Raw genomic sequence first — 26068 nt, 5'->3', positions numbered from 1 at the left:
GCATTAACGTATTACTGTAATAGTACCTTTCTTCAAAGTTTCCTTGGCATTTTTTATGGTATAATAAAACACCATGTTTTGCTTCGGAAATTTCATGGAAGCTTCTGGCCAATTATTTTTGTATTGTTTTTGGCTAAGTACTTCCTCCCCTTTATCATTATAGATAATAACTGAGATATTGGGGTCTTTAGTATATGTATTGGGAATAATCCATTGATCGTTATAGCCGTCCCCGTTGGCAGTGATTACATTTGGTATACCAAAAGTGTCTTGATAGGAGGCGGTAAATGATTTGGAAACCTCGCAATTGTTTATAGTTGCGGTTACCATATAACTACCTTCCTGCGTAATGGAAACGGTGTCCGTATCACTTAGCAAAACATTGTTTTGGTCGTACCATTTATAGCTTGTGGCCCCACTGGCTGAGATAATTTTACTTCCTCCTTCGGGAAATACCACTTCATTGTTGGTGGTACTAAGTGCTATCAAGGAATCGTCCAAGGGAGAAATAACGATTTCATTGGATCTAAGATCACAACCGTTTTTCTGTACTACTAGTTGATAGGTTCCTGCTGCGCTAACCGACAATGATTCGCTTGTGGTATTTAAATTAACCCCATCTTTAAACCAATCAAAGCTTTCACCAGTTAGTGCAGTGGTGGTTGAAATGTCTATAGTCTCGCTTGAATTACAGATTATGGTACCAGTAGATGATATGGTTAAGGTTTCGTTGGTCAACAAACGCACGGCTAAGGCATTGGAAGTAGAAGTAAAACTGTCCAGCGTACCTTGAACTCTATATTCTCCGTTTTCACTGGTATTGGTTAAACTGATATTGCTTCCATTGGCAGTTGGTATATTGGCACCGTCCTTAGTCCATTGGTAGGAGAAATTGGTTTTTAAATCTGCAGTGACATCGGTTTTGGTGCCATCCGATAATACGGCATTGATTCTACCGACCTCTATGGCCACGCTTGTATTAATACAATCGGTATATTCTGTGGTATAATTGGTGATTAATTCGAAGGAATCAGGGTGTAACACCGTAGTTGTTTCTGTGTTTTTGGTTGCAGAGGTACAGGCACCGCCACTTAGGGTTACTTCCGCATAATAGTTACCTACTGCATTTGCCGTATAGTTGCTACTTGTTGCCCCAGGAATTAAGGTGTTGTCTTTATACCATTGGTAGGTTACAGAAGTAGCATCTGAAGATGCCATTAAATTGGCAGTTGCTCCGGGTAAGATGACCATATTGGCCGGGTTGTCCCTGGAGACGGTAAAAAGTCCGGCATTGGTAATGCTTATGGCATTGGAAGTTTCTGTACAAATACCATCTCCCTGTATTTTTACAGAATAGTCGCCAGGAAAATTGGCATCATTGGTATCTATGTTGTAGGTATAGGCTCCTAAGGTACTTGGTTGAATTATGGTGGATCCTTTGTACCAGGTGTAGGCAAGGTCCGGATAGTTCATGTTGGCCTCAAGGGGCGCATAAGTCTCTCCTGAACATAAGGCGGTTTCCGCAGGTGGATTTAAGGCCAAGCCTACGCTGGTTCCAATTTCGACCTCAATGGAGAGCGATTGGGTATTGGCCGATCCTGAACAGGTGGACCCGTAATCCAATTCTACAACGTAATAGCCACTCTCGGAGACTTCAATGGAGGATCCGCTTCCACTACTAGTAAAGGGCGATGTGTTTTTATACCAATTAAACCGATAGGTTTCTGGGTTGGGTACATTATATACTTCCAAGGTGGTTGTACCTCCATTACAGAGTTGTATTTTCTGTGCAGGTGGTGCTCCAGTGTCGCCCAATTCCCTGATGGCCAGTGTAGAGTTGAAGTCTATATAATACATTTCAAAGGCATCCGAAACTGGACTTGTTTTTGCCGGACTGGTACTCCTCACCCTAAATCTGTAGGCATCTCCCCTAGTATCTGTAGGCAGTGCAAATGAAAATTCAAAGTCAAAATCGGAATTCTTATCCGCTACCCTGGCCAATTCCTTGGGAGTGCCAAAGGAACCAGTGGCATCGGATAATTCCAACACAAATTCATTGTCACTGTTTACGTTAGGTAGCCATGTGAAGTTTATGTAGTATTCGTTAAAAGTTGCAGATGCACAGGCAGCTGTCCAAACCGAATTGCCCGCTAGATTTGGGTTGTCGGCAGGAGTAGGTTTGTTCAGGGTCTGGGCTAAAATTGAGTTTGTACCCAACAGCATCAAGGTAAGAACGAAAATTAGTAGGTTATTTTTTTTGTTCGGGTTCATGAGATGTTGTAGTTAGGGGTTACTACCAGCTTTTATTGTTGATAATTGTCAGATAACTTTTTTCAAGTTTTGGCAATACATTGAGTTACAAAGTATTCAAATACAAATATGTTATATAATTATAATACTGGAAATTTAAAGTTGTAAGGGTATTTAAATCTGTTGTGAAACCCACTTTATTGTATGCTATGCGCATTTTATCATCGGCTTTACCCGCATTTTGCCTACATTTGCGCATCAAAAAGGAGAATATGAGTGAAGCACTAAAATCACTGAATTTCATTGAGCATATCGTTGAGGAGGATTTAAGGAACGGCTTTCCAAAGGAGAAGCTAAGATTTAGATTTCCACCTGAGCCAAATGGCTATTTACACATTGGTCATGCGAGCTCAATTTGCCTTAATTTCGGTTTGGGTTTAAGGTATGGGGCTCCTGTTAATTTACGTTTTGATGATACCAATCCGGCAAAGGAGGAACAGGAATATGTAGATGCCATTAAGGAGGATGTAGAGTGGCTTGGTTATGAATGGGATACGGAGTGTTTTGCTTCGGATTACTTTCAACAGCTTTATGATTGGGCTGTTGAGTTAATAAAAATGGGCAAGGCCTATGTGGATAGCCAAACCTCAGAGGAAATTGCCGTCCAAAAGGGAACTCCCACAGAGGCGGGAACTCCAAGTCCGTTTCGTAACCGTTCCATAGAGGAAAACCTACAGCTGTTTCAAGGGATGAAGGAGGGTAAGTTTAAGGAAGGGGAGCATGTTTTAAGAGCAAAAGTGGATATGGCTTCTTCCAATATGTTGATGCGCGATCCCATAATGTACCGCATTTTGTATAGGGCTCACCACAGAACAAATACCGATTGGTGTATTTATCCTATGTATGATTGGACACATGGGGAGAGCGACTATATTGAGCAGGTTTCGCATTCCTTATGTACGCTGGAATTTGCTATGCACCGGGAGCTTTATGATTGGTTTTTGGACCAAGTGGTAGATAAGGATTTGGTCCGGCCAAAACAAAGGGAGTTCGCCAGGAGAAATTTTAGCCATACCGTTGTGAGTAAGCGCAAGTTGCTTCAATTGGTGGAACAGGGATTTGTAAAAGGTTGGGACGATCCCAGAATGCCTACGATTTCTGGATTGAGAAGAAGAGGCTATACCCCTGAGTCCATCAGAAATTTTGCGGATACTATTGGTATCGCCAAAAGGGACAACGTTGTGGATGTTTCTTTGTTGGAATTTCATGTTCGGGAACATTTGAATAAAATTGCACCTAGGGTTATGGGTGTTTTAAATCCGTTAAAGGTTGTATTAACGAATTATCCTGAAGGGGAAGAAGAATGGCTGGAAGCAGAAAATAACCCTGAGGATGAGGCAGCTGGCTATAGACAACTACCATTTTCAAGGGAATTGTATATTGAACAGGAAGATTTTAAGGAGGAGGCAAATAGAAAATTCTTTAGACTAAAGCTCGGTGGTGAGGTGCGATTAAAGAATGGATATATCATAAAGGCCGATTCCTGCACTAAAGATACCGATGGGAATATTATTGAGGTGCAATGTACCTATGACCCCAAGAGCAAGAGTGGAAGCGGTTCGGAAGAAAGCCTAAGAAAGGTTAAGGGAACTTTGCACTGGGTTTCTGCAAAGCATGCCCTTAGCGCAGAAGTAAGGTTGTATGATCGCCTTTTTACGGATGAAACGCCGGATGCATATAAAGACAAGAATTTCTTGGATTTTATTAATCCCGATTCGTTGCAGATTATCTCGGCCTTTGTTGAACCTAGTTTGGCAGATGCAAAAATTGGGGATCGCTTTCAATTTCAACGAATGGGTTATTTTAATTTGGACCCGGATAGCAAATCGGAAAAATTGGTTTTTAACAGAACCGTTGGTCTAAGGGATACTTGGGCCAAAATTCAGGAAAAAAATTAATATCGATTTAGCTTATACCTTTTGATATAACAATTGGTATTTTCTATAAAAATTGAAGACCACAGCTCGTGTATGCTGTGGTTTTTTTTTGGGCGAAGGTGATTCTATAACAATTGGTATTTTGGAGTGCTGTAGGGCCTTTAATTAGTTTTTGGTTGAAATATTGTCCATTTGGGCAGTTTGGATCAAAAGTTTGATGGATAGCGTCAATTAGCGGTCCTACTTTCCATTAACTTTGGGTTTTACGCCCTGAGTAAAATTTCAGCACACAGAATTTCAATTATGGATGTTTTCATCAATTTTGAAAAATAGAAGCAATGGAAATTTAAATGGGGTACCTTAATATATTATTAATAACAACATAAAAATATAATTATGACAAACGATAGTGGGAATACTTTATTAGCTTTATTAACAGGTGCTGCCATAGGTGCAGGAATTGGAATTTTGTATGCACCTGATAAAGGGACCAAAACTAGAAAAAGGATCAAGAAGAAGGCCATGGAGACAACCGATGATCTAACTAGTAGAATATCCCATGCAAAAGAGGAGCTTACCAAAACGGCGGAGGCCAAGAAAGTGGACTTCGAGCAAAAGTTGGAAGATACTATTTCCAATATGAGCTACAAGGCAGACGATATCATAAGTGCCTTGGAAAAGAAGTTGGCCGATCTTAAGAATAAGAATGCGCAACTGCAAAAATAAGGAAGCACTATATGGCCTTAGAGGAAATTAGGGAAAATCTTTCTGAAGTTGATGGGGATATCCGATCCTATTTAGAAAATACCGGGGAGTATTATAAGCTTCAGGGGTTTAAAATAGGGATGCGGAGTATGACCTCTTTTGCCAAGATGTTAATGTTGGGAAGTATTGCCTTACTTGCCTTATTTATGTTGTCCTGTGCGGCGGCATATGGCATTGGAGTTTGGTTGGAAAATACTTTTTTAGGTTTTTTGTTCGTGGGACTGTTTTATAGTTTGGTTGGAATTATATTTTATTTATACAGAGATCTAATGGACAAGCCTATGCTAAAGAAGTTTTCGGAATATTATTTTGATTGATAGATTATGGCAAAGCAGGTTTTTACTTCTTTTGATGAAATAGATCAAAGGTTGGCTATTTTAAAATTACAGAGGGAAATTGACAAGGAGCAGTTGAGACTGCACGTCAATAGGACAAAGGCTAATTTTTATCCTACCAATTTGTTGGGGGGGGTTAGTGGAATTGCCCAGAAATTAATTATCTCCTTCGTGGCAAAGAAAATATTGAAGAGATTTAGCTAGTTCCCTTTATTAGGCTAAGTAAAAAACCTTTTACGACTTGTATTATACAAATTGTAAAAGGTTTTTTTATTGATGTGTTAGTCTATTTATACTATTTGGGGTCTTTCTTTTTGTTTTGCGTTTTCATTGATTCCCCAATCATGTTACTGGCCGTAAAGGAGGCTACCATATTGTTTAGCATGTCGCTTCCCGCCTGTGGCGAATTGGGTAACAGTATTAAATTGGTGTTGGTAGCTTCCCCAATAGATTGCAGTGTATCATAATGCTGTGTAACTACTATTAGGGCAGAGGCTTCTTGGGAGTTTATACCCACTTTGTTCAGTACTTCTACAGATTCCTCCAGTCCACGTGCAATTTCCCTACGTTGATCCGCAATTCCTTGTCCTTGCAATCTTTTGCTTTCAGCTTCGGCCTTTGCCTTTTCAACGATTAGGATACGTGCCGCATCACCTTCAAACTGTGCTGCAATTTTTTCCCTTTCGGAGGCATTAATACGGTTCATGGCTTCTTTTACCTGAGCATCCGGGTCAATATCCGTTACCAAAGTCTTTATAATATCATAACCATAATCCAACATGGCATCTTGAAGCTCTGTTTTTACAGCTATGGCGATATCATCTTTTTTTACGAAAACATCATCCAGCTTCATTTTGGGAACTTCCGCACGGACAACATCGAAGACGTAGGAGGTTATTTGATCATGAGGATATTCCAATTGATAAAAGGCTTCATATACTTTGTTCTTAAGAACAACATATTGGACGGATATTTTAAGTTTTACAAATACATCGTCCAAAGTTTTGGTCTCAACAATCACATCCAATTGTTGAATTTTAAGCCCAACACGGGCTACAATGCGGTCTACCAGCGGAATTTTCATGCCTAAACCGGAAGTTCTCACGCTATTGAATTTACCAAAGCGCTCGATGATAACAGCTGTTTGTTGTTTTACCGTAAAGAAGGAAGAAAATAGAATAACAAAACCGATAAGTAATAACGGTATCAGTAAAAATGAACCCATGATTTAGTGTTTAAGATTAGCTAATGAATTTACAAAAGACTTTGTTGATATGTTGCAATTTTGGCAAATATGTTACAAATCTGATGATATACACTAAAATAGTACTCTACTTATTTACTAAATATATTGGGCAGATTACTGTATCGTTTATTTTAAAGCACTGTGATGGCTGTTTTAATTCTATTGATACAATCTTTTTTTCCTATTAGGGCCATAATGTCGAAAATATGGGGTCCTTTCATTTCGCCAACAATGACCAGTCTGAGCGGGGGCATTACTTTTCCAAAGGACAGCTCATTTTCTGTAATCCATTGTTTTACCTGGGTTTCAAGGTTTTGGGACCCAAAGTCCTCCAACCCCTCCAAAAGGGAAAGCAATTGGCCCATAATACTTGCAGTATCATCTTTCCATTGCTTTTTAACTGCTTTTTCATCATATTCACTTGGAGCTAATAAGAAGTAATTTCCCAATTCCCAAAAATCGTTTACAAAGGTGGCACGTTCTTTAATTAGGGCAATCACTTGTTTTACATATTCGGCATTATTTTTATCGTTTGGGAGGGTTGTCCCTTTAGTTTTCAAGTTCAGCATAAAAGCATTGGCAAGTACTGTATTGTCCTGAATTTGCATATAGTGCTGATTATACCATTTGGTTTTGTCTGGATCAAAGCGTGCTCCTGATTTGTTGACCCTCTCCAAGCTAAAGGTGGAAATTAGTTCTTCTAAGGAAAATATTTCCTGTTCCGTACCTGGATTCCAGCCCAATAGGGCCAAGAAGTTGGTAACAGCTTCAGGAAAATACCCTGCTTCCCTATATCCTATGGAATCGTTCCATGTAAGCGGAAATACCGGAAATCCCATTTTCTCCCCATCCCTTTTGCTAAGTTTTCCTTTGCCCACTGGTTTCATGATTAGGGGCAAATGGGCAAATTTTGGGGCCTCCCAACCAAAGGCATCGTATAGTTGCTGGTGTAGTGCCAAAGAAGGTAACCATTCTTCTCCGCGAATAACATGGGTAATGTCCATTAAATGGTCATCCACTATATTGGCCAAGTGGTAGGTGGGCATCCCGTCGCTTTTAAACAACACCTTATCATCCAAAGTGTTGGTATCTATTTTAATATCGCCCCTTATAAGATCGGTTAAATGTAATTCTGAGTCCTGAGGTGTTTTAAATCTTATTACATATTCTTCCCCGGCTTGTAGTTTGGCTTTAGTTTCCTCTGGACTTAAGGACAATGAATTGGAAAGCTTTAACCTATTGTGATAATTGTATATGAAGGTTTTTCCCTTTTCTTCATGGTCTTTTCTATGAAAATCCAGTTTTTCACTGGTATCGAAGGCGTAATAGGCATGGCCCTTTTGGATAAGGCTATCCGCATATTTTTGATATAGCTCTTTTCTTTCGCTTTGCCTGTAGGGGCCATATCCACCATCTTTTCCTGGGCCTTCATCGTAAGGTATATTACACCAATTTAAGGCGTCTATTATATATTGTTCTGCCCCTTCTACATACCTATTTTGATCGGTATCCTCAATTCTTAGAATAAAGTCGCCCTTATGCTTTTTGGCGTACAAATAATTGAATAAGGCGGTTCTAACACCGCCAATATGTAGAGGTCCTGTTGGACTGGGAGCAAAGCGAACTCTTACTTTCTTGGTCATGAAGTATTATTTTTGCGCAAAGATACATAAAGCGTTCTATTTTGGGATTCGGTTTTGAGTGCTTTGGGACTAGGTGGCTTTTTCGTACCTTGGTTATAAAATGATCTATTTTGGATAATTATAATAAAATATTATATAAGCTTAATGCCTTTATTGCAAAGTTCTATACCAAGATGTTGCTTAAGGGGTTACTACTTTTTTTAGCTTTTGGGTTGCTTTTCTTTTTTGCGGTTGTTGGAATAGAGTATTTTTTGTGGTTGAGTTCTACTGGGAGATTGCTGCTTTTAGTGCTATTTGTTGGTGTTGAATTGTACTTGTTGTGGAAATTTATTATTACTCCTTTATCTTTCTTATTAAGATGGAAGCGGGGCTTAAGTAATAAGGAAGCCTCTCTTCTTATTGGCAAACATTTTCCAGAGGTGGAGGATAAGCTTTTTAACCTATTGGATTTAGCCGAAAGTAATTCTAAGTCGGAATTGCTGTTGGCCAGTATTCAACAAAGATCTATGGATTTGAGTGTTGTTCCTTTCGTAAAGGCTATTGATCTTAAGGAAAATATAGGATACGCCAAATATTTATTATTACCTCTTTTTATTTTCGCTATAATATGGATATCTGGGGATGTGGTTTCCTATTTCAGTTCTTATAAAAGGGTTGTTAATTACGATTTGGCCTATGAGCCGCCCGCTCCTTTTACCTTTAGATTATTGACTTCTAGTTTGGATGTACTTGAGGGCAAATCCTTAACGGTTTCGTTAACAACGGAAGGGCGGGTTAAACCGGAAAGTGTTTCCATTGTGGTAGATGGTAAGGAGTTCCTTTTGCAATTCAAAGAGGGGCTGTACCAATACGAATTTACCCGTCCTTTAAAGAGTACTTCCTTCTATTTTGTATCTAATGGGTTTAGGTCAAAAGATTATTTTTTAAATGTACTCTCGGCTCCAAGTATAGTTGATTTTGAAATGTTTTTGGACTATCCGGATTACACTGAAAGGGAGGATGAGGTAATTAAAAGTACTGGTAATGCCGTTTTTCCTGAAGGAACAAGTGTTTCATGGAGGATGAAGACCCGGACTACGGATGAGGTTCTTTTTAATGTAGGGGATAGTATTCAGAAGTTTCAAAGGGTGGGGGACATTTTTAATTTTAGAAAGCGGGTTTATTCTGATTTGGACTATGAATTGTCCATTTCTAATGTAAATGTGACTAGCTATGAAAAGTTGGGTTATCGCTTTAATGTTATAAGGGATGCATTTCCAAGTTTACGGGTAGAGCAGGTTCTAGATTCCTTAAATCCTAATCTGTCATATTATATAGGGGAGGCGACAGATGATTATAGGTTGAATACTGTTAGATTGATCTATTTTAAGAAAGGTCAGGAGAATAAAAAGGTTTTGGTGTTGTCCAATCCAAATGTGAATTATAATAAGTTTTATTACACCTTTCCTTCTGGTTTGGATTTGGAGGAAGGTGAGGTTTATGATTTCTATTTTGAAGTTGTGGATAATGATGCCATTCATAATGGAAAGGTTACTAAGAGTCAAGTCTTTAGTTCGGTTTTCCTGAGCGATAATCAACTGAAATACAGGGAATTAGTGTTTCAAAAGTCTATTCTCAAGAATCTGGACAAATCTTTGGAAATGTCAAAGGAACAGCAGGAAAATTTAAAGGAGATTAATAGGCAGGACAGGGAAAATAGTGTACTTAGTTTTTCAGATCAAAATAGGATCAAGGATTTTTTAAAGCAGCAGGAGGTGCAGGAGGATTTAATGAAAAAATTCAGTGGGCAATTGAAGGATAATCTTAAGAAGTCCGAGGAAGATAGTAAATTAAAGAAACTTCTAGAAGAACGTTTGGAAAGGCAGGAATTGGAGGCTAAGAAGAATGAAAGGTTGTTGGAGGAGCTGAATAAGTTGGCAGAGAAGTTGGACAAGGATGAATTGGCTAAGCGGTTGGAGGAACTAGGTAAGAAGCAAAGAAATGCAGATCGTAATTTAGAACAGTTATTGGAGCTTACCAAGCGATATTATATTCAACAAAAGGCGGATCAGTTAAGTGACAATTTGATGAAATTGTCCAAGGAACAAGAGGCTTTGGTAGATAAGGATGTGGGTTTAGATGAACAGCAAAAGGAACAAGATAGTTTAGGTTCTAAATTTGAAGAGATAAGTAAAGAGGTAGATGAATTGTTGAAGGATATTGCTAGTCTTAAGAAACCTATTGACTTAAAGGTTGATATGGGTAAGATGGAGGATATTAAGAAGGATCAACGTGGTGCTATGGAAGAAATTTCCAAGCAACCTAAAGGCGATAAGTCTACATCTGATAAAGCTAAGTCTAAACAAAAGTCGGCTGCAAAAAAGATGAAAGAACTAGCGGACGATTTATTGGCGGCTAATTCTGGTGGAGGAGGGGGTTCTTCTACTGCGGAAGATGCAGAGATGTTAAGGCAATTGTTGGATAATTTGATCACTTTTTCTTTTAAACAGGAAGGATTGTATAAGACTTTGGGTCAAACGGAATTGTCAGGCACGGTTAACAGTGCAGGTATTAAAAGACAACAAGAATTAAGGGAATTGTTCAAACATGTAGATGATAGTTTGTTTGCTTTATCCTTGAGACAGGCTGAACTCTCAGAATTCGTAAATGAACAAATTACAGAAGTATATTATAATTTGGATAAAGCTTTGGAGAGTATGGCGGAGAGTGAAATGTATCAAGGAGCTTCTTATCAAAAATATGTTCTCAACGCAGCTAATAATCTAAACGATTTTTTGGCCAATGTTTTGGAGAACTTACAGCAGAGTATGAGTCCAAGTATGGGTAAGGGGGAGGGAGAAGGTTTTCAATTACCGGATATTATTTTGGGCCAGGAAAAGTTGGGTGAGAAATTGGGAGAGATGGGAAAAAAGGGCTCTGAAGGCGGTAGTTCTGGCGAGGGAAAGAAAGGCAAAGGAGAAGAAGGTAATTCTGGGAAGAATGGAAATGATGGTAAAGATGGTGATGGAGGGGCAGGAGATAATGGTAAAGAAGGCGCTAATGGCAAGGGGAAGGGTTCTAAGGAAGGGCAAGGATCTGAAACCGGCCAGGGTACCGGAGGTGGAAGCGAGGGTGGTTCTGGTGGCAGTCAGTCGGGGCCTAGTGAAGAGGAACTAAATGAATTATATGAGATTTACAAAGAACAACAACTATTGCGTGAACAATTTGAGGATCAATTAAAGAACCTTATCAATAACGATGATCGTAAGCTGGGTGAAAAATTGGTGAAGCAGATGGAGGATTTTCAAAATGATTTATTAAGAAATGGCATTACCCAGCAAACTATTAATAAGATGAACAATATTAATAGGGAAATGTTGAAGTTGGATAATGCCGCCATTAAGCAGGGTAAGTCCAAGGAGAGGGAAAGCAAGAGTAATGGTAATTTCTTTGAGAATCCTATTCTTACTAGGCCCTCAATATTAGATAATTATCGTAATGATGTGGAGATTTTAAATAGACAAGCATTACCTTTGCAGCAAAATTTTCAAATAAGGGTGAAAGAATATTTTAGGATTGATGATTGATTTCCATTACGAAACAGATTTTAGTATTGATGATGAAGCCAAGTTTACCGATTGGATTAGTAGGATAATCTTTTCCGAGGATAAGGTTTATAGCCAATTGGATTTTATATTTTGTGATGATGAGTATCTGCTAAAGATAAATCAGGACTATCTTGATCATGATACCTACACGGATATTATTACTTTCCCTTATGAGGATATGAGTGGTATAGCTGGTGATATTTTTATATCTGTAGAACGAGTGAAGGAAAATGCAATGGATTTTGGTGTTGAATTTTACTTGGAATTAAAGAGAGTTATGGCGCATGGGGTTCTTCACCTTTTGGGATATGGCGATAAAAGCGAAGAGGAGACCGTGCAAATGAGGTTAAAGGAAGATGAAAAAATTAAATTGTTCCACGTGGAACATTGAAAATTATGTTTGAAAAGGAATACGATGTTATAGTGGTTGGAGCTGGTCATGCTGGAGCGGAAGCTGCTGCTGCTTCTGCCAATTTGGGTTCTAAGACCTTATTGGTTACAATGAACTTACAGACCATTGGACAGATGTCCTGTAATCCTGCCATGGGCGGAATTGCTAAGGGACAGATTGTTCGGGAAATAGATGCTCTTGGTGGATATAGTGGAATTGTTAGTGACAAGAGTGCCATACAGTTTAAGATGCTCAATAAAAGTAAAGGTCCAGCCATGTGGAGTCCTAGGACTCAAAATGATAGGATGCGGTTTGCTGAGGAATGGCGCATGGCTTTGGAGAATACTCCAAATGTGGATTTTTATCAGGAAATGGTGTCTGGTCTATTGGTAGAAAATGGTCGTGCCGTAGGGGTGAAGACTTCTCTTGGATTAGATATTAGATCAAGATCTGTAGTGCTAACCAACGGTACCTTCTTAAATGGATTAATTCACATTGGGGACAAACAGTTTGGTGGGGGAAGGGCTGGTGAAAAGGCCGCTACTGGCATTACAGAACAATTAGTGGAATTGGGTTTTGAAAGTGGTAGAATGAAGACTGGTACACCTCCGCGTGTAGATGGTCGTTCCTTGGATTATTCTGTTATGATCCCACAACCTGGTGATGTGGTTCCTGAGAAATTTTCATATTCCGACACCAAGGCTTTGACCCATCAGAGGGATTGTTATATGACCCATACTAGTCTTTTGGTTCATGATTTGCTAAGGGAAGGTTTTGATCGCTCCCCTATGTTCAATGGAAGAATTAAGAGTTTGGGGCCTAGATATTGTCCTTCTATTGAAGATAAAATCAATAGGTTTGCTGATAAGGATAGTCATCAACTTTTTGTAGAGCCGGAGGGGTGGAATACCGTGGAGGTCTACGTTAATGGATTTTCTACTTCCTTGCCAGAGGATGTTCAGTACAAAGCTTTGAAATCTGTCAAGGGTTTTGAGAATGTAAAATTCTTTAGACCGGGTTATGCCATCGAATATGACTATTTTCCGCCTACACAGTTGAAGCATACATTAGAAACCAAACTTATAGATAACTTGTATTTTGCCGGTCAGATTAATGGAACAACGGGCTATGAGGAGGCTGCCTCACAAGGTTTAATGGCGGGAATAAATGCACATTTAAAAATCAACGATAAGGAATCTTTTATTCTAAATAGAGACGAGGCTTATATTGGAGTTTTGGTTGATGATCTTATAACCAAGGGTACTGAGGAGCCTTATAGGATGTTTACTTCCAGGGCGGAATACAGAACTCTTTTACGTCAGGATAATGCCGATTTGAGACTTACGCCCAGGAGTTATGAGATGGGATTGGCTAAAAAAGATAGGCTGGATAAAATGGAGGAGAAGGAGAGAAAGTCCAATGCTTTTATTGAATTTTTCCGGGAAACAAGTTTTAAGCCAGATGATATTAATCCTATTTTAGAGAGTGTAGATTCCTCTAAAGTTAGGCAACCCGACAAGATGTTTAAGGTGTTTTCTAGACCTAGAGTAACTATGGATCATATGTTGCAATTGGAGGAGGTTTCGGCCTTTGTTTCGGAGAATAATTTGGATAGGGAGATATTGGAGCAGGCGGAAATTCAGGTTAAATATTCGGGTTATATCGCCAAGGAAAAGAATAATGCCGATAAGCTACAGCGGCTTGAGAATATTAAAATTCCCAAGGGATTTGACTACAGTAAGCTTAAATCACTTTCTTATGAAGCTAGGGAAAAGCTAAAGGCAATACAGCCTGTAACTATATCCCAGGCCTCTAGAATTAGTGGGGTTTCTCCAAGCGATATTAGTGTATTGCTGGTCTATATGGGACGATAAATTTGGATTGAATACTATATGTTCCACGTGGAACATGGGTTAATTTCATGCGTTTTAATGACTATTTAGGGAACTAAAGATTTGGTTTTACAGAGAGGTGTTTGTCAAGATAAATTGCCAAGCACCTTTTTTTTGTGCTTCTATGGTATATGCTGTTTGGGCTAAGAAAATTAATTAAAGGCTAAAGCTACTGTTGAATATTACCTCAGAAATATCTAAGTACGATCATGCTATTATTTGTATTTTCTGACTTGGGATTAGCTCGTAAAAATGACATTTAGGGGTTGCAGATTTATACGTGTAATTAATTTATTTGTACTATTATTTTTAGAGGTTTAAAATTTATGTTGTGGTCATATTAATGTTATTTGAAGCAAGAAAGAGAGAATATGAATTTGATATTTTTTAAATCTTTTGGAAACTTTTCGGACCAAGTTGATTTTAAATTTGTTTTCACCTTTAGACTATTTAGGATCGAAAATTTTAGTTATAAAGTTTGTTTTAAATGGAAGTTAATCAACATTTTTTTGGGTTAGGGTAGTGCAGTTATAATAACTAAAATCTTCCTGGCGATTCACTTTTATAGACTACGGTTTTGAAGTATCTTCGTTGCTTATTAAAATAATTATTATCGGCCTAACAGAATTATGAAGCTTTATTTGGAAACCAAGGATTATACCCTCACTGGAGAGTCGTTTAAATTGTTGCATGATCCGGTTTTGGATATGTTGATTACAGAACCACAACCTGATAATCTTGGGCGGTATTATGAAAGCGAAGATTATATTTCCCATACCGATGCCAAGAAGTCCTTGGTGGATAAAATGTATCATACGGTAAAAGGTTACAATCTTAAAAGTAAGCTTTCGCTAATTAATTCCTATGCGAGTACGGATAAAACAATTTTGGATGTAGGAGCCGGTACTGGAGATTTTTTGGTAAGAGCAAAACATGATGGCTGGAAAATTTACGGTATTGAACCTAATGGTTTGGCAAGGCTTAAAGCAGAGGAAAAGGGTGTTATGCTTTTAGATGATTTAAACACTTTACCAATGGGTCAAAAATTTGAGGTTATAACCCTTTGGCATGTTTTGGAACATTTACCTAATCTAGAATCTCAGGTTTCCAAATTGGTCGGACTCCTAACTGAATCCGGAACCTTAGTTATTGCGGTTCCCAACTTTAAATCTTATGACGCCGAATACTATAAAGAGTTTTGGGCGGCTTTTGATGTGCCAAGACATCTTTGGCATTTTTCCCAAAAGAGTATTCAAAATATCTTTGGAAAATATGGAATGAAATTGGTACGGACCAAGCCCATGTTTTTTGACGCCTTCTATGTTGCTCTTCTTTCCGAAAAATATAAGAATAGCAAACAAAACTTTATAAAGGCCTTTTTAATTGGATTAATCTCCAATCTCCGTGCTTTGAGATCTAAGGAGTATTCTTCCTTGATTTATGTGATTAAAAGGCGCTAAAACACATTTTAAAGACTTTTAAGAGCAGTTGTACTACCCAAACGATAAATGGCATTAGGCCTTTGAGAAATGCTTTTTCTGGCCAATTTAAGAGGGCCGATAGAATAGTTATTTTTGATTGTTTTAGTTTTTATAATCAATTTAAATTATCGTATAAATATGCAGTGGTTTTATCTGTTGAAATGAGTATTTGGTGGGGTATTTGAATTAAGGGGTTACTATTATGAATAATAGTAATTTTTCTCTTATTGTAAAAAAGCTTTTCTATTTTTGCCCAAATTTAAACTAAAGAGAAAATGAAAAAATTAGTTTTGGCGTTGGTATTCATTGGAGCAATATCTTGCCAGCAAGAAAAAATAGCTTTTGTGGATAATGTGAAGTTAATGGACACTTATCAGGAGAAAGTGGATATTGAGGCTAAATTCAAAACAAGGAGTGACGCTTTTGGTAAAAAGAGGGACAGTATATCCCAGGCCTTTCAGATAGAGGCGCAGGCTTTTCAGGCAAAGGCCCAAAAAATGGCACAGGCCAAGGCTCAAGAGGAATACGGTCAATTACAGCAACGCAGTCAGTTTATAGGGCAACAGTTGCAGCAGGAGGAACAGCAATTGCAGATGCAGGGGCAAACGGAGATGGATAGTTTGGTATCCAAGGTAAAAAAGGAAATTAAGGCTTTTGGAGAATCAAATGGTTATTCCTTTATTTTAACCGGTGGAGACGGTGGAAGTGTGCTTTACGGTAAAGAGGCACATAACGTTACGGATGCTATCGTTAAAATTTTAAACGATAAATACAAAAAGGAGTAAAGTATTAGAGGTGCTATACATAAGGAATTATATTTAAAAAAACCTTCGAATTAAACTTCGAAGGTTTTTTTTTGATTTGTAAGTTACGTTTTCCATTATGAATCATTTTTAGATATGCCGCCATATTGTGTGGTGCAATATTAGTGTTGTATAGGTAGCAATCTCTTGGGGATTCGTTTATCTATTCTGTAGCGGGTAAGAAGGATTATCTTTAAAACGCTCCACGGGCTGATTCCATATTCGGATTTATTAATAATCCCGTAAAAATGAATATTCATTTAATTATATACTCTTATTTCATTTCTGTAGGAAGTGTCTATTTTCAAACCGAGGTAAATAGGGATATTGAATTTTATTTCTGGATTTTCCTAAAAATTAAAACTAGGTTCTCCCTTAATTGCTTTGGTCAATGAATGCTGCATAGGCAGTTAATCAGTTAGTTTTTTATAGAGTTGTGTATATTCTATTTAGCCGAAGTATATGCATGGTTCAGGCATTATATCCTATAAAATCCAATTCAATCACCTACCCTTAAGTCGGTTTTATTTATTTACAAGGTCACAGGAGTTCATTTATGGATTTTCAGCGATGGTATTGGTCACTTTACGTGCATTTTTTGATTGGAAAGTCTACTATTCGGGATAGATAACCGACTTATTAGTTTAATTTTGAATAAAAGGAAGATCCGATTTCATGCTTGCCGTAATGAAATTGTATGTTCATCGACTAAGCAAAGGTGTAGGTTTTTAGCTAAGATTATGCAACTTTAGTATTAATGCAGGAACATTGTAGAATAAATAGTAACGCAATTCTGATTTTTGCCAATTCCTCCAAGGAGGAATTGAAACATAAGCGTATGCCCAAGGGTGGTGTATTATTTCAAAGCTTAACGGAACATTCAATAAATACGGCAAAAAAAACAGGACTTCCCCATTTTCTTATTACCGAAAAGGAGCAATATGGAAATTCTTTTGGGGAAAGGTTTGTAAATGCAATCAAATCCATTTTCGATAAGGGATATGATAATGTTATTACCATAGGGAACGATACCCCCCAATTAAAATCCTCCGATATCATTAAAGCGTCTAGGCTGCTTCAAGCTAAGAAAGCTGTTTTGGGGCCTTCCAGGGATGGTGGTTTTTATTTAATGGGACTCCATAAATCCCAATTTGATGTTAGGGCTTTTATTGAACTACCATGGAAAACAAATACACTTACAAAAAAAATAACCATACTAATTGAAGCCTCCAAGGTAGATGTAATTCAACTTCGTGTCTTGTTGGACTTGGATACTAGCGAGGATTTACAGAGGGTTTTAAAAGGGTTAAAAGATACTTCCAAAAAGATATTTCTACTAATCCTCTCCTTGGTTGCACCATTTAGAGAAATTATTGTTCAGGGTTTTGTTCCTTCAGTGTTTAACTTTAACAACACTTATTTTAATAAGGGTTCCCCCTTTCCACTTCATTAACTAGTTTGGTTAAGGAAATCCGTTTCCATAACATTCTTCTCCCATACCCTAAAAAATCTTAGTAGCCGGACATTACCCCGGAATAGTGGCTTGCTGCCCTGATCAAGGTTTTACCATTAAGATATGGGATAAAATAAATTATTAATAGAGGAAACCAACAAAACCTAGGTTTTCTAAAGTAACTATTTAAAATATATATCATGGCAGATTCTTATTATGACCCGGCAGATTTACGCAAGTTTGGAAATATAACCGAATGGAGCGAGGAACTTGGGACCAAGTTCTTTGATTACTACGGAAAGGTATTTGAAGAAGGAGCCCTTAGTGCTAGGGAAAAATCCTTAATTGCTTTGGCAGTGGCCCATGTGGTTAAGTGTCCCTATTGTATTGATGCCTATACTAAAGACGGTCTGCAAAAAGGGATAACCAAGGAGGAGATGATGGAAGCGGTACATGCAGGTGCGGCCATTGAAAGTGGCGCAACCTTAGTACATGGAGTTCAAATGATGAATAAGTACAATAAGCTTTCCATGTAAAAAAGTGCTTTAATACTATGTAAGAATGGCAACAAAATCTTTAAAGGCAAGGCACAATGCCCTTGTCACAGATAATAAACAATTGGAAATCCTTGAAAGCGGTATTTTTGAAAATGGGGAATTACCCTATTTTAAGGATAAAATTGCCCAAATAGGGCAGTTTCCATTGCGCCCAAAAAAATTGGAAATTCTACAGATCAATGTTGGGTATATGTGCAATCAGGTTTGTGAACACTGTCATGTGGATGCAGGTCCCGATAGAAAGGAAATAATGACTAGGGAAACCATGGAGCAATGCCTGGAGGTCATCCGCAATACGGGTGCCCATACTTTAGACCTAACAGGAGGTGCCCCGGAGATGAATCCTAATTTTAGGTGGTTTGTGGAAGAGGCTGCCAGAGCAGGGGTACAGGATTTTATTGTGCGTTCCAACCTTACCATCATTAGGGCCAACAAGAAATATTATGATCTTCCGGAGTTTTTTAAAAAGTATAATATCCATGTTATTTCGTCCATGCCTCATTACACCCGTGGCAAAACGGACAAACAGCGGGGAGAAGGAGTGTTCGACAAGTCGATCAAAGCACTTCAGGAACTGAACGCCGTTGGCTATGGTATGCCGGATAGTTCGTTGAGATTGGATCTAGTCTATAATCCCTCTGGCGCTTTTTTACCAGGAGACCAATCAGCACTGGAGCGCGATTTTAAAAAGGCACTGATGGAAGATTTTGAAATTCAATTCCATAATCTCTTTGCCATTACAAACTTGCCAATAGCCCGTTTTTTGGATTATTTGATGGCTTCGGGGAATTATGAAGATTATATGTATTCCCTAGTCGAGGCGTATAACCCTTCCGCCGTGGAAAATGTTATGTGTACCAATACTATTTCGGTGAGTTGGGATGGATGGTTGTATGATTGCGACTTCAATCAGATGTTAGGGCTTAAAGTGGCCAGTAAGATCAAACATATTAAGGATTATAACGAGGAGGTTCTTACAGATAGGAACATTATAGTTTCGCAGCATTGTTTTGGTTGTACGGCAGGAGCGGGTAGTAGTTGTCAGGGGTCGGTAACCTAAAATCGTTTTTTAATATTGTGCCAAAAAGGTTCCTTGCAAATTGGAGGTGAAAGGACCAATTGGTTTGTTGGGTTTTAAAAATGGGCTTAACTATAGTTTTTTTTAGCATTTTATCGATTTAAACATATTTTTAGCACTTTTTTTTAAATAAAAGGCCGGAATTGGAGTTAGGGTAACAGACTGAAAAGTCTGTTTACCCAAAACCAAATCTTATGGACAAACAATTGAAACGCATGGCTACCATGCAACGCATACAAACCACCGGCTTGGAGATTTTTTACCAAAAGGGATATTTTAATACAAGTATTGATGATATATTAAAAGAGCTCTCCCTTTCCAAAGGAGCTTTTTATTACCATTTTCAATCCAAGGAAGAGTATTTCATAAGTATTGTACAAAATCTACTTTTCAGGAAAGTCTATAGTAGTCTAATTGAGCCAATAGAAGGTCAAGAAGACCCCTTGAACAAGATTGTAGCCTGTTTTGATGATGCGTTGGAAACTGCAGAGCATAACTTTCTGGATTACGGATTCGTTTTGAGTAATTTTATTACTGAATTTAATGGGAAGAACCCCGACATAATGAATTACCTACAGGACATTTTGAAGGTGTGGGAAGTTAATTTGGTAACAGCCCTGCAAAAGGGAAAGACGGATGGATATGTAGACCGGCATATAGATAGTGAAGCCGTGGCTACTTACCTAATTTCGTCCTATATCGGGATAAGGACCTTAATGGTTGAAGGTAATAGTAAGATGTTGCGATATAAGTATATTCAACAGCTTCGTCAATACTTCAAATTAATAGAGTACAAAGAGCCGGCATAGTTTGTTGTTTTAGGGGGTGACTAGATTCCGTTTTGGAAGGTCCACCGATTTGGAGATCTCCAGTTTTACAAAGCGATTAAGAATAGAGGTGAAGTTAAAGCCTACCATGATCAACTTCCCATTATCAGTTTATTTATCTGTCGCATTTAATAGGCATTAGTGGGACTTATTGTCGCTCATGCTTCGCTCTGTCAAAGTGGCGAGGCCAGTCATCCACGCTGCCAAAATCACCCGACTAGTTATTGTGATAATTAATTATTTATCATTTCCTCAATTTTAGAAAGAACATCCTCAGGTGCTATGGTGCGCATTACATTTTCATACCCTGGAGGGTATTTGTTTCCATAGACCGATGTTGGGATCAGTGGAAATTGCCGCCTATCCGCCAACAAGGCATTTTGAGGATCTTGTTTAAACGGATAGAATCCCGCATACGGATGGGTTACACCCCATAAAGTAAGTGTAGGGATTCCAAATAATGCAGCTAAATGGGCATTGCCACTATCCATGGCCAACATTAGATTTAACCGTGAGATTAAAGCCAATTCCTCCTTGAAGGTCAATTTACCTACCAGATTAATACTGTTCTCGAAATTACGTTCCCATTTATCCAATATGGTTTTTTCCCTTTCCCCTCCACCAAATAACAATATTTTGTAGCCACTGGTTTTGTTTAGGCTATGAACTACCTTTTCCATCAAATCCAAAGGATACATTTTGCCGTCAAATGCTGCAAAAGGAGCAATACCTATACATTTCTGTTCCTTGCCCTTTAACAATTCCTTTGTGGAAGGGGCTATGGCCATTTTAGGAAGTGGATTTGCTTTTTCCATATCTATTGGCATGCCAAGTTTCCCAAAAACATCCGCATAGCGTTGGTGGGTAGTTTTCAAAGGTTCAAAAACTTTATGGGTAAGGGAGGTCAAAGCCTTCTTTCCTGCCCTGCCTTTATCCACTTGGACAAACGGAATTGATCCCAGCTTAAAATACAGCCTAAGGATGTTGCTGCGTAGTACATTGTGCATGTCGGCAACCATATCTACATGGAGACCTTTAAGTTCCTTATAGAGCTTCCAAAGTCCAAAAACGCCCTTGTGCTTCCCCTTTACATCTGCCTCATAAACCGTTACATTATTGAGTTCAGAAAAAAGGGGGCTAAAAAACGCTCTGGTAAGCACGGTAATTTTAACCTTGGGATATTGCTCCAATAAAGCGGCTATAATAGGAACTGCCATAGCTACGTCTCCCATGGCCGACAATCGAATTACCAGAATATGTAATCCTTCCCCAGCCGAAGTTGCAGGTTCTTCAATTCCATTTTTAGCGGTCTCAGTAGGGGCAATTGGAATTTTGGGCGCTATTTCCATCTATATATTGGATAATCCCTTAAATGTGGGAAGGCAAATTTGACTTTAGGGGGCTTTACGCAGAACAGGATTTAATTCATTATCATTATACATTTTCATCTGCTTGTACACTTTCATGTATTTTTTCCCAGATTCGATATCCTCTAATAATTGATCGATAGCAGAGCAAAGGTCTTTCTTCTGTTCCAAAAGGACATTCAGTTTATTTTGGCATTTTTGGATATGATCTTGAGAGGCATCCGTTCTATTAACTTCCTCCTGCATATGATATATTTTCAGGGCTAAAATGGAAAGTCGGTCTATGGCCCAAGCCGGACTTTCCGTATTTATTGTGGCATTTTTATCTTTTTCTACCGATTGGTATTTATTTAGGAAGTAACTATCAATAAATTCTACCAAGTCCGTCCTATCCTGATTACTGGCATCAATCAGTCTTTTTAATTTTAGCGCGGCCACTGGTTCAATATTGGGATCACGTATAATATCTTCATAATGCCATTGCACCGTATCTATCCAATTTTTGCGATATAACAGATGGGATATATCTTCCTTTGGATAGGGGTTGTTGAACTCCTGGGATACGTCATCTTTCTGATGATATTTTTCTATGCTTTCTTTAAATATTTTAAAGGCAAAATCACTGAACATATAGACAATATTTTACGGTAAAGATACCCTTTATTTAAAAAACAGGTTTTATTATGGGCCATTTTCTTGCCACTCGCATGACCTAACCAATGGTGTATTGGTAGCTGTTTTATTGATTTTCGATTACAGGACGGCAAATGAGCGTTGAGAAGGACGAGTTTGGTGCCTTACTTCATTAGCGCATTGGTCAAAAAAACTATAAAGGGAACTACAACGGATACCATTAAAATAATTTCACGGACACTGTCCTTTTTAATAGATTGAACATAGGTAGTTATAAAAACTACTGCAGGGAAAAAAGTAATTAAAATAGGGTGGGTGTCTGGAGCGGATTTCAATACTTTCACCAGCAATCCTATAAAAAAGAACAGGACTATGAGGCGCATTGTCACTATTTTCCCTACTCCTACACTACCCAGTTTTAAAAAAGCCAAAAAACCACAAAGCAAAACTATGGAAACATAAAGAAATAAAATGGTGCTATTGCTCCAGTCATAAAAATAAACGGCATTGAACTGAAAATCGAAAAAATAATGATTCCACAAAAATTCCATATTATTGCTCAGCGCCAACACTGCCAACATAATTAGTACCATAGCAATAATTGCAGCGAATGGGACCAGCCAATTTGTGAAGTTTTTTGGTTCGTAAAAGTATATGGCAACAAGTACTACTATGAGATACAATATGGCCCAGTCATAGAATAAACTAGCTATCAATATCCAAAAGGAGGCATCAAAAATTTTTAATTTAAGGTTTTTGAGACTACGGAAACTTAGGATTCTACGGATGGCGAGCAATAAAAAAAAACTGCAGAGAATGGCATTGGGGTCTATCAGTACTTCCGGGAAAAGTACAATTAAAAGGGTATAAAATAGGATCGCCAAGGAATTGCCTCCAGTAATCTTATTTCTTAGGGCAATAAAATTGACCACAAAAATACTGAACGATAAGAAGCCCAGAATAGCTGTTTGTCCTAATAATTGCTCTGGTGAATAGGATTTTTGGAATATGAAAAAATGGACAAACCAATAGAAAAAAAATAGGAATACCAGAAGTATTATATAATTTATTGGTTTTGTTCTTCCAAAAATGCTTGAAATCATCCTAGGTTTTTATATTTTTGCATGGTAAATATAATTAAGATGGATTCATTTTTTTACGGTATAGAGGATTTATTTGTAAATGTGCTTTTCGCTCCGTTTGACGCTATGCGTGCTATGGAGAATTGGTGGGGAGCCAATACATTAAATTGGATTTTTATGCTAATCGGTGCTGCTGCCTTTGTATATTGGATGTTGGAGTTGAAAAAGTACAATGATAGCGGGGAAGAAAATAAGGACGCAACCGCACACTCCTACCTATAAATATTAGTTGGATTTTCGTTAGGAAGATGGCTTCTTGTTGAAGCTGTGCATTTTCCTATATCAAAGTTAAGGAATAAGAGATCTATTGGATAAGAAAAAAGGGATAGCATTTGCTATCCCTTTACTTTTCATGATTAAAATAAAGTGGATTATTAAAGATCGAATCCCAGGTCTTTGCGATAGTACATTTTGTTGAAATGTAGCTTCTCCATGTTCTTATAGGATTTCTTGAGTGCTTCCTTGTAGTTGGAACCATAAGCAGTAACCGCCAAAACCCTACCACCATTGGTCAAAACCTTGCCTTCTTTTAATTCGGTTCCGGCATGGAATACCACGGCATCTTCTATATTGTCAAAACCTGTTATTTCCATTCCTTTCCCATAAGCTTCCGGATAACCACCGGATACCGCCATTACTGTGGTAGCGGCGCGCTCATCTATTTCCAGGTCGATGCTATCCAAGCTTTGGTTTGCAACGGCTTCAAAAACTTCGACCAGATCATTTTTTATTCTTGGTATTACTACTTCAGTTTCAGGATCGCCCATTCGCACGTTGTATTCAATTACTTTTGGTTCGTCCCCAACTTTTATCAAACCAATGAACACAAATCCCTTATATGGCAGATTATCCAATTTAAAGCCCTCTACGGTAGGTTTTACGATTCGCTCAAGTACTTTGTCCATAAAAACCTTATCGGCGAAAGGAACGGGCGAAATGGCGCCCATACCCCCGGTATTCAATCCGGTATCGCCTTCTCCTATTCTTTTATAATCTTTTGCGGTAGGCAGGACCTTAAATCCTTTACCATCAGTAAGCACAAAACAACTAAGTTCAATACCGTCCAAAAATTCTTCAATGACCACAGTAGTACTGGCAGCGCCAAATTTGGAGTCGATCAACATGGTTTTCAGTTCGGCCTTGGCTTCCTGTAGGCCATTTAAAATCAATACTCCTTTCCCTGCAGCAAGTCCGTCCGCTTTTAAAACATAAGGTGGTTTAAGGGTTTCCAAAAAAGCATAGCCGTTTTCCAAGGTTTCGGCCGTAAAACTTTCATAGGCTGCAGTAGGGATATTATGCCGCATCATAAATTCCTTGGCAAACTGCTTGCTGCCTTCCAGGGTAGCTGCTGCTTTTTGTGGTCCTATGACAGGGATATTTTTTAAGTCGATATCGTTGAGGAAAAAATCGTGCACTCCGTTCACCAAAGGATCTTCTGGCCCTACAATCACCATTTCGATATTTTCGGAAAGCACACATTTTTTAATGGCTTCAAAATCGTTTACACCAATGGGTACATTTTTCGCTATGGCAGCGGTTCCCGCATTTCCGGGAGCCACATAAAGATTTTTAAGTTTTGGACTTTGTTTTAGCTTCCAAGCCAAAGTATGTTCGCGCCCTCCGGCACCAAGTATCAAAATGTTCATTCTCAAAAAATTTCCCCAAAAATACGGTTTGAGGGGGAAATATCCAGTTATTTAGTCAAGAATTCCCGGTGTTCTTTTTTTTGTAGTTCTTCTGGGGAAAGGGATTTAAAATATTCGTAGACTTTCTTAAGTCCCTCCGCCCTGCTTACCTTAGGCTCCCAACCCAAGATTTCCTTGGCCCTGGTAATATCTGGTTCACGTTGCATGGGATCATCCTGGGGTAGGGGTTTGTATATTATTTTCTGGTCCGTTCCGGTGAGCTTAATAATTTCCTCAGCAAATTCCTTGATCGTGGTTTCATGGGGATTACCAATATTTATTGGATCGGTGTAGTCGCTCATCAATAAACGATAGATACCCTCCACCTGATCGTCTATATAACAAAAAGACCTTGTTTGTGAACCATCCCCAAAGACGGTAAGATCTTCTCCTCTAAGGGCTTGTCCCATAAAGGCAGGAACCACCCTCCCGTCGTTCAACCTCATTCTGGATCCATAGGTATTGAAAATACGGACTATACGGGTATCCACACCGTGAAATCGATGGTAGGCCATGGTAATGGATTCCATAAATCGCTTCGCCTCATCATAAACCCCACGTGGTCCAATTGGGCTAACATTGCCGAAATAGTCCTCACTTTGTGGGTGCACTAAGGGATCACCATACACCTCAGAAGTAGAGGCCACCAGTATCCTAGCTTTTTTTTCTTTGGCAAGGCCCAATAAGTTTAGGGTACCAAGGGAACCAACCTTTAGGGTTTCAATGGGAATCTTTAAGTAATCTATTGGACTAGCAGGTGAGGCAAAATGCAAGATATAATCCAACTTGCCTGGAATATGGACAAATTTGGAAACATCGTGGTGTTGAAACTCAAATTGCTCCAAAGGGAAAAGATGTTCAATATTTTTGAGGTCACCGGTAATGAGGTTATCCATGGCAATAACGTAATAACCTTCTTTTATAAAGCGATCGCATAAATGCGATCCCAAAAATCCGGCTGCGCCGGTGATAAGTACTTTTTTCATTAAATTTATT

General features: G+C 38.5%; 22 protein-coding genes. 14 read left to right on the top strand and 8 right to left on the bottom strand.

Translation table 11 applies throughout. From position 1 onward, the window contains the following. Nucleotides 1–3 precede the first annotated feature (3 nt). A complete protein-coding gene (locus BUA60_RS02350; RefSeq protein ID WP_084532455.1) occupies nt 4–2271 on the bottom strand; it encodes a T9SS type B sorting domain-containing protein in 2268 nt (755 codons plus the stop codon). Nucleotides 2272–2522: 251 nt separating this feature from the next. Here BUA60_RS02350 and BUA60_RS02345 point away from each other — a divergent pair, with 251 nt between their 5' ends. From BUA60_RS02345 to BUA60_RS02330, 4 genes are all read left to right on the top strand, one after another. Then, nucleotides 2523–4208, top strand: coding sequence for a glutamine--tRNA ligase/YqeY domain fusion protein (locus BUA60_RS02345; protein WP_072860127.1), 1686 nt, complete (start codon nt 2523–2525; stop codon nt 4206–4208). A 375-nt stretch (nt 4209–4583) separates the two neighbouring features. After that, complete coding sequence (locus tag BUA60_RS02340) at nt 4584–4913, top strand: YtxH domain-containing protein (protein WP_072860126.1); 330 nt, start codon at nt 4584–4586, stop codon at nt 4911–4913. Nucleotides 4914–4924: 11 nt separating this feature from the next. Continuing rightward, complete coding sequence (locus tag BUA60_RS02335) at nt 4925–5269, top strand: phage holin family protein (RefSeq protein ID WP_072860125.1); 345 nt, start codon at nt 4925–4927, stop codon at nt 5267–5269. Nucleotides 5270–5275: 6 nt separating this feature from the next. Further along, the gene (locus tag BUA60_RS02330; protein WP_072860124.1) at nt 5276–5491 is read left to right on the top strand and encodes a DUF6327 family protein; all 216 of its coding nucleotides are present in this window, start codon (nt 5276–5278) and stop codon (nt 5489–5491) included. A 91-nt stretch (nt 5492–5582) separates the two neighbouring features. On the opposite strand, the gene BUA60_RS02325 is transcribed toward BUA60_RS02330, so the two are convergent. Further along, nucleotides 5583–6512: an SPFH domain-containing protein gene (locus BUA60_RS02325; protein ID WP_031446110.1), complete on the bottom strand. Its 930-nt coding sequence runs from the start codon at nt 6510–6512 to the stop codon at nt 5583–5585. A gap of 152 nt (nt 6513–6664) precedes the next feature. Beyond that, nucleotides 6665–8176 (bottom strand): glutamate--tRNA ligase, encoded by a 1512-nt coding sequence (gltX, locus tag BUA60_RS02320; protein ID WP_072860123.1) that lies wholly within the window; start codon nt 8174–8176, stop codon nt 6665–6667. 110 nt (nt 8177–8286) lie between these two features. Here gltX and BUA60_RS02315 point away from each other — a divergent pair, with 110 nt between their 5' ends. From BUA60_RS02315 to BUA60_RS02275, 9 genes are all read left to right on the top strand, one after another. After that, entirely contained in the window at nt 8287–11742 is a 3456-nt protein-coding gene (locus BUA60_RS02315) for a hypothetical protein (RefSeq protein WP_072860122.1), read from the top strand. After that, nucleotides 11735–12154, top strand: a complete 420-nt coding sequence (gene ybeY / locus BUA60_RS02310) for an rRNA maturation RNase YbeY (RefSeq protein ID WP_072860121.1) — start codon at nt 11735–11737, stop codon at nt 12152–12154. Before BUA60_RS02315 ends, ybeY begins: the two co-directional genes overlap by 8 nt. A 5-nt stretch (nt 12155–12159) precedes the next feature. Next, the gene (gene mnmG, locus BUA60_RS02305) at nt 12160–14028 is read left to right on the top strand and encodes a tRNA uridine-5-carboxymethylaminomethyl(34) synthesis enzyme MnmG (RefSeq protein WP_072860120.1); all 1869 of its coding nucleotides are present in this window, start codon (nt 12160–12162) and stop codon (nt 14026–14028) included. 647 nt (nt 14029–14675) lie between these two features. Continuing rightward, nucleotides 14676–15506 (top strand): class I SAM-dependent methyltransferase, encoded by an 831-nt coding sequence (locus BUA60_RS02300; RefSeq protein ID WP_072860119.1) that lies wholly within the window; start codon nt 14676–14678, stop codon nt 15504–15506. 296 nt (nt 15507–15802) lie between these two features. Further along, nucleotides 15803–16312: an OmpH/Skp family outer membrane protein gene (locus BUA60_RS02295; protein ID WP_072860118.1), complete on the top strand. Its 510-nt coding sequence runs from the start codon at nt 15803–15805 to the stop codon at nt 16310–16312. A 775-nt stretch (nt 16313–17087) separates the two neighbouring features. Then, on the top strand, nt 17088–17783 hold the full coding sequence (locus BUA60_RS02290; RefSeq protein WP_072860117.1) for a TIGR04282 family arsenosugar biosynthesis glycosyltransferase: 696 nt from the start codon (nt 17088–17090) through the stop codon (nt 17781–17783). A gap of 200 nt (nt 17784–17983) precedes the next feature. Continuing rightward, on the top strand, nt 17984–18319 hold the full coding sequence (locus BUA60_RS02285) for an arsenosugar biosynthesis-associated peroxidase-like protein (protein ID WP_072860116.1): 336 nt from the start codon (nt 17984–17986) through the stop codon (nt 18317–18319). A gap of 25 nt (nt 18320–18344) precedes the next feature. After that, nucleotides 18345–19400 (top strand): arsenosugar biosynthesis radical SAM (seleno)protein ArsS, encoded by a 1056-nt coding sequence (gene arsS, locus BUA60_RS02280; RefSeq protein WP_072860115.1) that lies wholly within the window; start codon nt 18345–18347, stop codon nt 19398–19400. A 212-nt stretch (nt 19401–19612) separates the two neighbouring features. Then, entirely contained in the window at nt 19613–20227 is a 615-nt protein-coding gene (locus BUA60_RS02275; protein WP_072860114.1) for a TetR/AcrR family transcriptional regulator, read from the top strand. 251 nt (nt 20228–20478) lie between these two features. Here the strand turns inward: BUA60_RS02275 and BUA60_RS02270 are convergent, their stop codons facing one another. From BUA60_RS02270 to BUA60_RS02260, 3 genes are all read right to left on the bottom strand, one after another. After that, nucleotides 20479–21477 (bottom strand): glycosyltransferase family 9 protein, encoded by a 999-nt coding sequence (locus BUA60_RS02270; RefSeq protein ID WP_072860816.1) that lies wholly within the window; start codon nt 21475–21477, stop codon nt 20479–20481. 162 nt (nt 21478–21639) lie between these two features. Next, nucleotides 21640–22242: a DUF4254 domain-containing protein gene (locus BUA60_RS02265; protein ID WP_072860113.1), complete on the bottom strand. Its 603-nt coding sequence runs from the start codon at nt 22240–22242 to the stop codon at nt 21640–21642. A gap of 167 nt (nt 22243–22409) precedes the next feature. Next, on the bottom strand, nt 22410–23348 hold the full coding sequence (locus BUA60_RS02260) for a hypothetical protein (RefSeq protein ID WP_072860112.1): 939 nt from the start codon (nt 23346–23348) through the stop codon (nt 22410–22412). A gap of 39 nt (nt 23349–23387) precedes the next feature. Between BUA60_RS02260 and BUA60_RS02255 the strand changes: the two genes are divergently transcribed. Beyond that, nucleotides 23388–23609, top strand: coding sequence for a DUF6341 family protein (locus BUA60_RS02255; protein WP_072860815.1), 222 nt, complete (start codon nt 23388–23390; stop codon nt 23607–23609). Between the two features lie 152 nt (nt 23610–23761). Here BUA60_RS02255 and purD read toward each other — a convergent pair whose 3' ends face one another. Both purD and BUA60_RS02245 read right to left on the bottom strand, forming a co-directional pair. Further along, nucleotides 23762–25033: a phosphoribosylamine--glycine ligase gene (purD, locus tag BUA60_RS02250; protein WP_072860111.1), complete on the bottom strand. Its 1272-nt coding sequence runs from the start codon at nt 25031–25033 to the stop codon at nt 23762–23764. Nucleotides 25034–25080: 47 nt separating this feature from the next. After that, entirely contained in the window at nt 25081–26058 is a 978-nt protein-coding gene (locus BUA60_RS02245) for a UDP-glucuronic acid decarboxylase family protein (RefSeq protein ID WP_072860110.1), read from the bottom strand. Nucleotides 26059–26068: the final 10 nt, after the last annotated feature.

The sequence above is a fragment of the Arenibacter palladensis genome, assembly GCF_900129275.1.
In the GTDB taxonomy this organism is placed as follows: Bacteria; Bacteroidota; Bacteroidia; order Flavobacteriales; family Flavobacteriaceae; genus Arenibacter; species Arenibacter palladensis.
The sequence above is the reverse complement of the archived record's forward strand: the minus strand, read 5'-3'. Positions and strand labels throughout refer to the sequence as shown.